General features: G+C 67.0%; 10 protein-coding genes and 1 pseudogene. 4 read left to right on the plus strand and 7 right to left on the minus strand.

Translation table 11 applies throughout. The annotated features are described in order from the left end of the window. The first annotated feature begins 264 nt into the window (after positions 1–264). Complete coding sequence (locus WS96_RS17350) at positions 265–861, plus strand: MlaC/ttg2D family ABC transporter substrate-binding protein (RefSeq protein WP_059780211.1); 597 nt, start codon at positions 265–267, stop codon at positions 859–861. Positions 862–1,074: 213 nt separating this feature from the next. On the opposite strand, the gene WS96_RS17355 is transcribed toward WS96_RS17350, so the two are convergent. The 5 genes and pseudogenes from WS96_RS17355 to WS96_RS34535 all read right to left on the minus strand — a co-directional run. Then, complete coding sequence (locus WS96_RS17355; RefSeq protein ID WP_006485936.1) at positions 1,075–1,719, minus strand: response regulator; 645 nt, start codon at positions 1,717–1,719, stop codon at positions 1,075–1,077. A gap of 31 nt (positions 1,720–1,750) precedes the next feature. After that, complete coding sequence (locus tag WS96_RS17360; RefSeq protein WP_034205832.1) at positions 1,751–3,136, minus strand: cache domain-containing protein; 1,386 nt, start codon at positions 3,134–3,136, stop codon at positions 1,751–1,753. A 149-nt stretch (positions 3,137–3,285) separates the two neighbouring features. Further along, the gene (locus WS96_RS17365; RefSeq protein WP_059780207.1) at positions 3,286–4,851 is read right to left on the minus strand and encodes a sensor domain-containing diguanylate cyclase; all 1,566 of its coding nucleotides are present in this window, start codon (positions 4,849–4,851) and stop codon (positions 3,286–3,288) included. Between the two features lie 565 nt (positions 4,852–5,416). Beyond that, positions 5,417–7,591: a malate synthase G gene (locus tag WS96_RS17370; RefSeq protein WP_059834071.1), complete on the minus strand. Its 2,175-nt coding sequence runs from the start codon at positions 7,589–7,591 to the stop codon at positions 5,417–5,419. 44 nt (positions 7,592–7,635) lie between these two features. Then, a pseudogene (locus WS96_RS34535) lies at positions 7,636–7,863 on the minus strand (heme-binding protein); the annotation flags it as partial. Between the two features lie 123 nt (positions 7,864–7,986). Between WS96_RS34535 and WS96_RS17380 the strand changes: the two are divergent. Both WS96_RS17380 and WS96_RS17385 read left to right on the plus strand, forming a co-directional pair. After that, positions 7,987–9,435 (plus strand): DEAD/DEAH box helicase, encoded by a 1,449-nt coding sequence (locus tag WS96_RS17380; protein WP_059834073.1) that lies wholly within the window; start codon positions 7,987–7,989, stop codon positions 9,433–9,435. A gap of 165 nt (positions 9,436–9,600) precedes the next feature. After that, positions 9,601–9,984, plus strand: a complete 384-nt coding sequence (locus tag WS96_RS17385) for a hypothetical protein (protein WP_059834075.1) — start codon at positions 9,601–9,603, stop codon at positions 9,982–9,984. Positions 9,985–10,066: 82 nt separating this feature from the next. On the opposite strand, the gene WS96_RS17390 is transcribed toward WS96_RS17385, so the two are convergent. Then, positions 10,067–11,008 (minus strand): LysR substrate-binding domain-containing protein, encoded by a 942-nt coding sequence (locus WS96_RS17390; protein ID WP_059834077.1) that lies wholly within the window; start codon positions 11,006–11,008, stop codon positions 10,067–10,069. 82 nt (positions 11,009–11,090) lie between these two features. Between WS96_RS17390 and WS96_RS17395 the strand changes: the two genes are divergently transcribed. Then, positions 11,091–11,489 (plus strand): nuclear transport factor 2 family protein, encoded by a 399-nt coding sequence (locus tag WS96_RS17395; protein WP_179949952.1) that lies wholly within the window; start codon positions 11,091–11,093, stop codon positions 11,487–11,489. 223 nt (positions 11,490–11,712) lie between these two features. Here the strand turns inward: WS96_RS17395 and WS96_RS17400 are convergent, their stop codons facing one another. After that, positions 11,713–12,564, minus strand: a complete 852-nt coding sequence (locus WS96_RS17400) for a carbohydrate ABC transporter permease (protein ID WP_059780222.1) — start codon at positions 12,562–12,564, stop codon at positions 11,713–11,715. Between the last annotated feature and the right edge of the window lie 11 nt (positions 12,565–12,575).

A 12,575-nucleotide genomic window follows, 5' to 3' on the forward strand; every position in this document is an offset into this window, starting at 1 on the left:
CGGTCGTGACGTTGGGAGATTCGGGGCGGGAAGGATATTTGCTCCGGGCGCGGCAAACGGATCGCGCGGCCGGTTCATTTGTATGAGGATATTGACATAATCGGCGCGGCGGGGCGTCGACGCCCCGTTCGCGGGCCTGTGACAAACGGCGTTGAAAGGTAACAGTCGGTCACCGGGCGGCAACGCGGCGTCAGGCCCGGTATACTTTGCTCCACCGGCCGATGCAAAGCGCCGGCCGTTTTTTCCATCGAGTGCGAAATTCGTATGAAACGTCATTTGTTTGCTTTCGTCGCGGCGGCCGCCGTGTCGGTTTCCGCTTTCGCGCAGAGCGCGCCGGTCGACGTCGTCCGCACCGCGGTCGAGGGCACCGTCAATGCGATGAAGGCCGATCCGGCCGCGCGCGGCGGCGACATGGCGAAAATCACGCAAGTCGTCGAGCAGCGTTTCCTGCCCGTGACGAACTTCGAGCGCACGACGCGCATCGCGATCGGCGACGCGTGGAAGCAGGCCACGCCGCAACAGCAGCAGGAGCTGTACAAGCAGTTCCGGTTGCTGATGACGCGCACCTATGCCGCGTCGCTCGCGCAGCTCGGCAACCAGGACGCGAAGTTCTCGTTCAAGGCCGGCGGCGCGTCGGGCGCCGACGCGCTCGTGCAGTCGACGGTCACGACGCCGGGCGACAGCCAGTCGGTCGGCTATCGTCTCGGCAAGGTCGGCAACGACTGGAAGATCTACGACATCGACATGTCGGGTGCGTGGCTGATCCAGGTCTACCAGGGCCAGTTCAAGAACCAGATCGCGACGGGCGGGATCGACGGGCTGATCGCGTATTTGCAGAAGCACAATTCGCGGACGAACTGACGGCCGCTGCAACGCCGCGGTCCGGACGGACGAAGGGCGCCCTCGGGCGCCCTTTTTCATGTGCGGCGCTTCGAGCGCGCGTCATGCGCCGACGCCGAGCGTCCGCACGCAATCGTCGACCACCGCATCGACGAACGCGGCGCGATCCGTTTCCGGCGTCGCGATGATGTGATCGGTCGCGCCTTTCGCGGCGGATAGGCCCGACAGGTGCGCTTACCGCCGCCGATGCTCGACCGCGAACTTGATCAGCTCGGCCTGCCCTTCGATCTCCAGCTTGCGCTTCAGGTTGAGCCGGTGCGTCTCGACCGTGCGCACCGACAGCCCCGTCTGTTGCGCGATCTGCTTGCTCGACAGTCCTTCGGCCAGCGCGTCGAGGATGTCGCGTTCGCGCGGCGTCAATCGATCCAGCGGCGACGCGGTCGCGCTGGCCTGGATCATCCGCGCGGCCAGCCCTTCGCTGAAGAACGTCTGCCCGGCCAGCACCGCGCCGATCGCACGGACGATCTCGCTCGCGGGCGAATCCTTCAGCAGATAGCCGCTCGCGCCGGCGCGCACCGCCTGCGTCACGTACTCGATGTTGTCGTGCATCGACAGCATCAGCACGCGAATGCCCGGAAAACGCTCGTGGAACACGCCGGCGAGCGTGATGCCGTTCATGCCGTTCATGCCGACGTCCATCAGCGCGAGATCGGGTTCGAGCGACGCGGCCAGCGCGAGCGCCTCGTCCGCGTTGCCGGCCTCGCCGACCACCGACAGATCGGCCGCTTCGAGCCGCATCCGCAAGCCGTCGCGCACGAGCGGGTGATCGTCGACGAGCAGCAGCCGGGCGGCGGGACGGGCGGTATCGGGGGCGCTCATGGGCAAAGGTCTCCGGTCAGGGGGCGCGTGTTCAGGCGGCGGCGCGCTGCAGCGGCACGCGTGCGGCCACGACGGTATGGCCGACCTGCGACGTGACCGACAGCGTGCCGCCGAGCGCGTCGAGGCGCTCGCGCATGTTGCGCAGGCCGATGCCGCGGCGCGCGTCGGCCTGCGAGCGTTCGGCGTCGAAGCCGCAGCCGTTGTCGGCGATCGTCAGCGTGACGGTTTGCGCGCCGACGTCGAGCGTGACGGCCGCGCGCGACGCCCGTGCATGATGCACGATGTTGCTCAGCGCTTCCTGCGCGATCCGGAACAGCGCGGTGTTGACGGCTTCGGGCAACGGCCGCGTGCCGCTGTGCGCGACCTGCGTATAGCCGATGTCGATGCCGCTTTCGGCGCCCAGCTCGCGCACGAGTTGCTCGAGCGCGGCCGCGAGGCCGAGATCGTCGAGCATCGACGGCCGCAGCGCATGCGAGATGCGCCGGACTTCGCGCAGCGTGTCGCCGAGCCGCCCGACGCCCGACGCGAGCGCCTGCTCGGCTTCGGGCACGCGCGACGTGCCGCGCTCGAAGCGCGCGAGCGCGGATTCGAGCATCAGCTTCGCGGACACCATCATCTGGCTGATCCCGTCGTGCAGTTCGCGCGACAGCCGCGCGCGCTCCTGCTCCTGCGATTCGACGACGCGCTGCGCGAGCAGCTTGAGTTTCGCATCGGCGCTGCGCGACTCGCTGACGTTCAGCACCAGCGCGCACACGGCGATCGCCGCCGCGCCGGTGAGCGCGATCGCGGTGAGCCAGCTCATCGTGCGCTCGATGTTCGCGGACGCGCGCGCGTCGATGCGCTGCAGTGCGGTGTCGACGTCGTCGAGATAGATGCCGGTGCCGACCATCCAGCCCCAGCGCTCGAGCGCGACGACGTAGCCGAGCTTGGGCGCGACGCGGCCCGTCGACGGCCGCTGCCATGCGTAGCGCACGTAGCCGCCGCCCTGCGAAGCCGCGCCGATCAGCTTCTGGATGGTCAGCGCGCCTTGCGGATCGCGCATCGACCAGAAGTTGTGGCCGACGCGCTCGGGCTCGCGCGGATGCATCAGCGAATTGCCGTGCAGGTCGTAGACGAAGAAATAGCCGTCGGGGCCGAAATCCATCTTCTGCAGCATCGCGAGCGCCTGCGTGCGCAGCAGCGCGTCGTCGCGCGCGTTGCGGCCGCTCGCGTCGTAGAGCGGCATGATCGCGCTGGTCGCGAGCTCGACGTAGTGTTTCAGCTCGACTTCCTTGCTCGACAGGTACGCGGCCTGGATCGTCGCGTGCTGCGTGCGCGCGAGCGACGTCGCCTGCTGGCGCACGCCGAAGCCGATGCCGGCGATCGCGAGCAGGAACGGCACGATGGCCAGAAGGAAGATCTTTGCCTTGAGTCTCATGGTGGTGCGAAGCGGCCGCGAGCCCGCGCGGCCGGCGAGGGGCGGCCGGCTTGGCGCGGGCCGGGTCCGCGGGCGCGCGGTGGCGTATCGAGTCGATATTGTCGGCGATTTTGCCTGCGGACGGCGGTCGCCCCCTGCTGCCCGTATGCTCAGGCGCGCCGCGATGCGAGTTCGTCCGGCGGCGTGGCCGCCTGCACGACGATGCGGTTGCGCCCGCCTTCCTTCGCGCGGTACAGCGCATCGTCGGCCAGCTTCAGCGCGGCCTGGATGTTGTCGTCGCGTTCGGGATAGCTGGTCGTCACGCCGATGCTCACCGTCAGCCGGCCGGCCGTGCCGGCGTCGTGCCGGATGCCGAGATCGAGAATGCCCGTGCGGATCGTTTCGGCGATCGTCACCGCGCCGTCCGTGTCGATGTCCGGCAGCACCACGACGAATTCCTCGCCGCCGTAGCGCGCCGCATAGTCGGCCGGGCGGCGCAGGCAGCCGGCGATGCAGTGGCCGACCGCGGCGAGGGCGTCGTCGCCGGCCTGGTGGCCCTGCGTGTCGTTGTAGCGCTTGAAGTAATCGACGTCGATGAACAGCAGCGACAGCGCATGTTGCGAGCGCGCGGCACGCCGCCATTCGCGCGCGAGCGTGACGTCGAGCATCCGGCGGTTGTCGAGCCCCGTCAGGCCGTCGGTGCGCGCGAGTGCCTGCAGCTCGGTTTCCGCGCGATGGCGCTTGCGCAATTGCACGTCGAGCAGCAGCGACAGGCCGACGAAGCCGATCGCGAGCACGACCATCGCGGAGCCGATCGGGATCGCACGGTCGTACCACGCGGCGTAGGTGTCCGCTTCGGAGCGCGCGACCATGACGATGAGCGGCAGGTGTTCGAGGTGGCGGAACACGTACAGGCGCCGCACGCCGTCGATCGACGCGGTATCGGCGAAGCTGCCTTCGCTGGCGGTCATGAATTGCCGGAACGTGCTCGCACGGCTGATGTCGCGGCCGACGATTTTGGGGTCGTACGGCTCGCGCGCGACCATCCTGCCGTCCGTGTTGATCAGCGCGACCGAGCCGCGATCGCCGAGCGACAGGCGCGAGAACAGGTTCTGGAAATATTCGAGTCGGATCGACATCACCGCGACGCCGCCGAACGAGCCGTCGGGCCGCGTGATGCGTCGGCTGAGCGCGATGCTCGGCGAGCCGCCGCGCAGCCGCGAATGATACGGATCGCTGACGTACAGGCCGACGTCGGGCCGGTCGCGGTGCACGGTGAAATACGGCTCGTTGCCGAAGTTGGCCTGGCGCGGCACGTCGCTCTTGCCGTCGACCGCGATGTCGCCTTTCGCGTCGAGCACGTAGATGCCGCCGAGGTACTTGGCCGTCGTCGCGCGGTCGAACAGCACCTGGCGGCGCAGCGGCATCGGCAAGGCGACGACCGCGGGGTCGTTCATGCCTTCGACGACGGCCTGCAGCGACAGCGAATAGATCTCGATGTTGCGTTCGATGTCCCACGACGCGATCAGCGCGAGATTCTGCTGCATGCTGCGCGAACGGTCGCGCGCATCGATCCGGCCTTCGTACAGCACGATCCCGCACAGGAGCAGCAGGATCAGCGCGATCAGCAGCCCCGTGTAGAAGATCAGGTGCGGCAGCAGGAACCGGCGCAGATGAGCGGCGACACGGCTCGTCAGGCCGGATTCGCTGGGCACTGCGTAATCGGTTTCTGCCATGGTCCGTGGATCGGAGAGGCATCGTCGCCGGGCGGCGGGCCGATGCGATTATTCGTATGACTGCGGGTGGCGACCCGGTGCGCGGCCCTTCCCGTGCATGCCTGCCGTTCAGCGGAGAAAACCGGCGCCGATTATCGGCAATCGCGGCCAGATAAACCGATAAATCCTGTATTCACGGTTAACATCTGCCGCAATTCGACGATCCGACGAATCGCGCGACGCGAATGCCACGGAGTATAACGCGCGTGTTTGCGTGCGCGGAAAATGTCGCGACCCATTGATCAGGGTCAAATTACGGCATGGTCCGGCGCTTGCCGATATCGGGCGGAGCATTGTGGCGCAAGGCTTTGCGGGGCGGCGGAACCGGTCGCGCGGCAAACGTTGCGGATCCCGGCGAATCAACGGCCCGCAGGCGTCGTCCGCGAAAGCGCGCGACAGGCGCCCATTATCGGTTTCAACGCTCGGGTGAGCGCGAATATGAAAACGGGCAGCTGCGAGGCTGCCCGTTTCGCGAGGCCGGCGTACGGCCGGCGCCCGGCATGCGGGCGCGCCCGCATGCGCAGGATCATGCGCCGTGCCGTTGCGCCTTGAACGCGAGCCGGAACCGATGCAGCAGCGGCTCGGTATAGCCGCTCGGCTGCGACGTGCCTTGCAGCGCGAGCGCGCACGCGGCCTGGAACGCGGTCGACTGGTCGTAGCCGGGCGCCATCGGGCGATAGTTCGGGTCGCCGGCGTTCTGCTGGTCGACGACGCGGGCCATCCGCTTGAACACGTCGAGCACGAATGCCTCGGTGATCACGCCGTGGCGCAGCCAGTTCGCGATGTGCTGGCTCGAAATGCGCAGCGTCGCGCGATCTTCCATCAGACCGACGTCGTGGATGTCCGGCACCTTCGAGCAGCCGACGCCCTGTTCGACCCAGCGCACGACGTAGCCGAGGATGCCCTGCGCGTTGTTCTCGACCTCGCTCAGGATCTCGGCCTCGCTCCACGCGGCGCGCTCGACGACCGGCACCGTCAGCAGCCCTTCGAGCAGCGCGTCGCGCTCGCTCGCGTACGGCGTCTTCTCGAGTTCCTGCTGGACGGCCTGCACGTCGACGAGGTGGTAGTGCAGCGCGTGCAGCGTCGCGGCGGTCGGCGACGGCACCCACGCGGTGTTCGCGCCGGCGCGCGGATGCGCGATCTTCTGCTCGAGCATCGCGTGCATCAGGTCCGGCATCGCCCACATGCCCTTGCCGATCTGCGCGCGGCCGCGCAGGCCGGCCGACAGGCCCGCGAGCACGTTGTTGCGCTCGTACGACTGGATCCATGCCGACGACTTCATGTCGCCCTTGCGGATCATCGGGCCTGCTTCCATCGCGGTGTGCATCTCGTCGCCGGTGCGGTCGAGGAAGCCGGTGTTGATGAACGCGACCCGTGCGGCCGCCGCGGCGATACACGCGGCGAGGTTCACGCTGGTGCGGCGCTCCTCGTCCATGATGCCCATCTTCAGCGTGTTGCGCGGCAGGCCGTACAGATCCTCGATGCGCGCGAACAGCGTGTCGGCGAACGCGACTTCGGCCGGGCCGTGCATCTTCGGCTTCACGATGTAGATCGAGCCCGTGCGCGAATTGCGCTTGGCCTTCAGGTCGTGCAGCGCGCACAGCGTCGTGACGACGCCATCGAGAATCCCTTCCGGAATCTCGTTGCCGTCGCGATCGAGTACCGCGCCGTTGGTCATCAGGTGGCCGACGTTGCGCACGAACAGCAGCGAGCGGCCGTGCAGCGACAGCGTGCCGCCGGCCGGCGTCGTGTACTCGCGATCGGCGTTCAGGCGGCGCGTGAAGACCTTGCCGCCCTTCGCGACTTCCTCGGCGAGCGTGCCCTGCATCAGGCCGAGCCAGTTGCGGTAGAGCTGGACCTTGTCGTCGGCGTCGACCGCCGCGACCGAATCCTCGCAGTCGATGATCGTGCTGACCGCGGCTTCGAGCACGACGTCCTTCACGTTCGCGAGATCGGCGCGGCCGATCGGCGTCGACGCATCGATCTGGATCTCGAGGTGCAGGCCGTTGTGCTTCAGCACGATCGCGGACGGCGCATCGGCCGCGCCCTGGTAGCCGACGAATTGCGCGGGCTGCGCGAGATGCACGACGCCCTTGCCGGTTTCGACCGCAAGCTGGCCGTCCTGCACGCGGTAGCGCAGTGCGTCGCGGTGCGAGCCGCTCGCGAGCGGCGCGGCGTTGTCGAGCACGCCGCGCGCGTAGTCGATCACGCGCTGGCCGCGCGTCGGGTTGTAGGCCGACGTGCGTTCGGCGCCGCCGTCTTCCGGCAACGCGTCGGTGCCGTACAGCGCGTCGTACAGGCTGCCCCAGCGCGCGTTCGCGGCGTTCAGCGCATAGCGCGCGTTCGACAGCGGCACGACGAGCTGCGGGCCGGCCTGCGTGGCGATCTCGCTGTCGACGTTCGCGGTGGCTGCCGCGACGTTCGACGGGACCGGCACGAGATAGCCGATTTGTTCGAGGAATGCGCGATACGCGGCATGGTCGCGTACCGGGCCGGGGTGCGCGCGATGCCACGCGTCGAGTTCCTGCTGCAGGCGGTCGCGTTCGGCGAGCAGCTCGCGGTTGCGCGGCGCGAGATCGTGCACCAGGGCCGAGAAACCGCTCCAGAACGCGGCCTTGTCGATGCCGGTGCCCGGCAGCGCTTCGTTTTCAATGAACTGGCTCAGCGCTGGCGCGACTTGCAGTCCTGCTTGGTCGATCATCGTGAATCCTCCCGGGGAATGAAAAACGCGTGCGGCTTGGCTGGTTATTCCGCGACGCTTCGTGTGCCGGCGCGGGCGATCCGCGCGTCCTGTTCGGACTTTACGCCAGACACGCCGATCGCGCCCGTTATCCGGCCGCCGACCGCGACCGGCACGCCGCCTTCGAGCGATCCCGCCGACGGCGCGCTCAGGAGCGCGGTGCGGCCACCGTCGATCATATCCTCATACGCCTTCGTCTCGCGACGGCCGCGCGCCGCCGCGCGCGCGTTGTCGCCGATGCCGGTGGCGCACGAGAAGCATATCGGGGCGGCGGCTATGCGGTTGCGCGGCGGCGCGGATGGGGCGCAACCTCGGCGGCAACCGCTAGAATTGCGGTTTTCGCCCGGAATACGTCCATGTCTTTTGCCTCGCTTGGCCTGATCGAGCCGTTGCTGCGCAATGTGCAGAGCCTCAATTACCAGACACCCACGCCGGTGCAGGCCAAGGCGATTCCCGCCGTGCTCGGTGGCAAGGACGTCATGGCCGCGGCGCAGACCGGCACCGGCAAGACGGCCGGCTTTGCGCTGCCGCTGCTGCAACGGCTGGTGCAACACGGCCCGGCGGTGTCCAGCAACCGTGCGCGTGTGCTGGTGCTGGTGCCCACGCGGGAACTGGCCGAACAGGTGCTGCAAAGCTTCGTCGAATACGGCAAAGGGCTCGATCTGCGATTTCTGGCCGCGTACGGCGGCGTGAGCATCAATCCTCAGATGATGAAGCTGCGCAAGGGCGTGGACGTGCTCGTTGCCACGCCGGGTCGCTTGCTCGACCTCCATCGCCAGAACGCCGTGCAGTTCGATCAGGTGCAGGCGCTGGTGCTGGACGAAGCCGACCGCATGCTGGATCTCGGCTTCGCGCGCGAACTCGACGCGGTCTTTGCCGCATTGCCCGCCAGGCGCCAGACGCTGCTGTTCTCGGCTACGTTCTCCGACGAAATCCGGAAGATGGCAGCGGGCATTCTGCGCAGCCCGGTCGATATCAGCGTCAGCCCGCCCAACGCCACGGCGAGCAAGATCAAGCAATGGGTGATGCCGGTCGACAAGCGGAACAAGCCCGATCTCTTCATGCACCTGGTGGCCCAAAACAAGTGGGAGCATGCGCTGGTATTCGTCAAGACCCGCAATGGCGTCGATTATCTGGCGCTCATGCTGGAGAAAGCGGGCTACGCGGTCGATACGATCCACGGCGACAAGCCGCAACCCGCGCGTTTGCGCGCGCTGGAGCGATTCAAGACCGGTGAGGTGCAGATGCTGGTCGCCACCGACGTGGCGGCGCGCGGGCTGGATATCGACGATCTGCCGCTGGTGATCAACGTCGATCTGCCGATCGTCGCGCAAGACTACGTGCACCGTATCGGCCGCACCGGCCGCGCGGGCGCCAGCGGCGTGGCGGTGTCTCTCGTGTGCGCGGACGAAGCGCCGCAACTGGCCGCGATCGAAGCACTGATCCGGCAGACGCTGCGGCGGGAAGAAGAGCCGGGCTTCGAAGCCGAACACCGCGTGCCGGAAACCAGCGCGACGGGCCAGATCATCAAGAAACCGAAAAAGCCGAAGAAGCCCAAGGTGCCGCCCGCTGCGCCGGTCGCCAGGCAGGCGCCGGGCAAGCAGCCGCGTACGCAAGGTGGCGAAGCCAAGCGCAAGTCCGGGGCGCAGCATGCGACGGCCGCGGGTCAGGATCGGGACTACACCATCGGTAGCCCGTTCAGCGTGCAGAAGCCGCGCAGCAAACCTGCGGCCAAGCCGCCGGCGGGGAAGGCGGCGGGCAAATCTCCCGGCGGGCGTGGCAAACCTGGCAAACCGTCCAGGTAGACTGAACCCTTCCCTTTCAACGTGCCCGATACGATCGAACCGTCCGATGCAGTGAACGCGGTTCGGAATCGTGCTGCCGGTTTTCTCGCTCGCGACCTGAAACCGCGCGCGATAGCGGCTTCCCTGCGTGACCCATGATGGGCGATGACTGAAGTGAGAGATGCAATGACGACGACATTCGACGAGGCGACAAAGGCGGCGATCGCCGCATTTGCGCAGCTGGATTTCTACACGGCCGCGCAAGCGATGCGCGCCGAGGCCGATTACGACCGCGAACGAGACCAGTGGATCTCGCGCTATATCGACGAGCACGGCGGCGGCGTGGACGATGCGGAATACGACGCCCTGCACGCGCAGGCGCAGGCCACGCCGGAATACGCGGAGTTCATCGATGGGGTTCGGCGGGAAATTCTGGCGTACTTCGGCGTGACCGACGATCAACTGGACTGCATTGCCGTGCTGCGCGAAGACGACAGCGATGCGCTTTGGGCGGAAGTCAACCGGCAGCGCAGCGCGCTGGGAACCGGTGAAGTGCGCGGAGATCTCTGACCGGGACCGTCATTCGTCGGCAGGTTGGGGGGCGCCATTCGAAGGTCGGCGCCGCACCGCGTATCGGACGCTTGCCTGTCGATCAATCTTCTCGCGCCAGTCGTAGCAGGATATCGGCGAGGGCTCGAATTTTCGGTTGTGCCGCCCGTTGGGGCGGATAGACGAGGAAGTAGGAAAGGCCGTCTTCAGCCACATCCTCGAACGGTGTCACGAGCGATCCGGCACGGAGTCGGTCTCGCGCCATGCGCGGGTCGCCGATTGCAATTCCGTGTCCTTCCGTCGATGCCGCGAGCGTCAATTCGAGGGTATCGAACACGAGCCCGCGTCCCCCATCGATCTGGCGTGCCCCCACGTGATCGAGCCAGCATCGCCACTCTGCGCGGCTGGGCCCGGGATGGAGCAAATCGACATGCGCGAGGTCGGCAACGGATCGCAGCGATGTCGCCAATGCGGGCGCGCACATTGGCGTGAGCCGCTCGGGAAACAGCGGTATCGCTTCCATGCCGGTCCACTGTCCCGTGCCCCGCACGATGACGGCGTCGACGTCGGACGTGGCGAAATCCGGCGTGTCGTCCGCGGATGTCGAAATACGCAGCTCCGTCCCGCTCATCGCGCGATGAATGTCCGGCAGCCGTGGGAGCAACCAGCGAACGGCGAACGTGGACGGCAACTTCAACGTGAGCACCGAGGTCGCCCGTGCATGGGCATCCGCATGCCCGACCAATTGCGCGAGCACGTCGACCGCGACCGTCAGCAGTGCATTGCCTTCCGGCGTCAACGTCAGCCCCGATACATGGCGCACGAACAGTGCGCATCGGTAATGCGTTTCCAACTGCTGTATCTGGCGGCTCACTGCGCCCTGCGTGCGGCAGAGACGATCCGCGGCCTTGCTGACGCTGCCCAGCTGCGCCGCGGCGACGAACGACTGAATCGCCGCCAGCGGCGGGAGCGGCCGCGTCAGATCGGCCAGCGGATATGCATGCGCCGCATACCCGGGTTGCAAATTTTTCGATTGTTCGGTCATCGGTGCGTCGCTATCGTGCGTCTACCGGATGCCCTGTTCTCGCGAATGAACGGGGTCGTCGACGAATGATCGGAGGATAATTTTGGGCTCAACGTCGGTATCACTCTACACGGAACAGGTTCGCGCTTACCTTCGGGAGCTGGAGCGAGGCGACGTCTGCGCCATTTGCGCGCTGTTTACGCCGGACGCGCAGATTTTCTCGCCATTTCTCGGCTGGATGCATCCCGGGCCCTTCTTTTCGAAGGTCGCTGCCGCATCGGGAGCAAGCAGGATCACGCCGATCGATATCTGCGTCAGCACGAGCGGGGCTCGACGTGCGACAGGTTACTTCATCTACGACTGGGCCCTGAAAGACGGTTCGGTGGCGCGCTTCGAGTGCGTCGACGTGTTCGAGTTCGACACGGCGGGGCTCATCGAACGGATGGTCATCGTGTACGACACCCATCCGATTCGCAGCACGGTCGGCGACAAGTATGCCTAGTTGAATCGATGTCGGGCAAAGTCGTGCCCTGACGCCCACGCGCGTCGAAGCCCGGCCGAGCGACGAGTTCGATCGGTCGATGACGTCGAAGCCTGGACGGCGGGCCGGGTTCGCCAGGCGACCCTACCCGGATCCGCAACAAAATCCGCAACGAAAAAAGCCCGCCGAAGCGGGCAACCTCACGATGCGGAGGGGGAGATACGAAAACGCAGCCGGCGCGCGTTCAGCCCTTCGTCGCACCGAACGTGAGCCCGGCGACGAAATGCTTCTGCATCGCGAAGAACATCGCGACCGACGGCAGCGCGGCGAGAATCGACCCGGCCGATACGAGATTCCACGACGTCGTCCATTGTCCCTTCAGCGCCGCGACGCCCGCCGTGATCGGCGCCGCCTCGTCGCCTTGCGTGAGGCACAGCGCCCAGAAGTAATCGTTCCACACGAACGTGAACACGAGAATCGCGAGCGCGGCGAGCGCCGGCCGGATCAGCGGCAGCACGATTCGCCAGAACACCGTCCATTCGCCCGCGCCTTCGATGCGCGCCGCCTCGATCAGCTCGAACGGCAACTGCTTGATGAAGTTGCGCAGGAACAGCGTGCAGAAGCCCGTCTGGAACGCGACGTGAAACAGGATCAGCGCTTCGACGGTATTGAACACGCCGAGCCGCAGCGACAGGTCGCGCACCGGAATCATCAGCACCTGCACCGGCACGAAATTGCCGGCGACGAACGTGCCGAACAGCGCGGTATTGCCGCGAAACCGGTAGGTGGCGAGCGCGAAGCCGGCCATCGCCGCGAGCGCGATCGAGCCGATGACCGACGGCACGGTGATCTGCACGCTGTTCCAGAAGTAATGCAGCATCGGCGACGTGGTCAGCGCGTCGCGATAGTTCTCGATCATCGCGAAGCGGCGCGGCCAGCCCCAGTAGTGACCTTCGACGAGCTCCTCGGTCGAGCGCACCGACGTGACGAACACCGCGATCATCGGCAGCAGCCAGATGAGCAGCGCGACGGGCAGCGACAGCTTGTACAGCCGGCGCGATACCGGCTTCCAGTGGGCGACGGGTGTCGGAAACATGGTGAGCGCAC

Source organism: Burkholderia sp. MSMB1835 (assembly GCF_001526365.1).
Classification (GTDB): domain Bacteria; phylum Pseudomonadota; class Gammaproteobacteria; order Burkholderiales; family Burkholderiaceae; genus Burkholderia.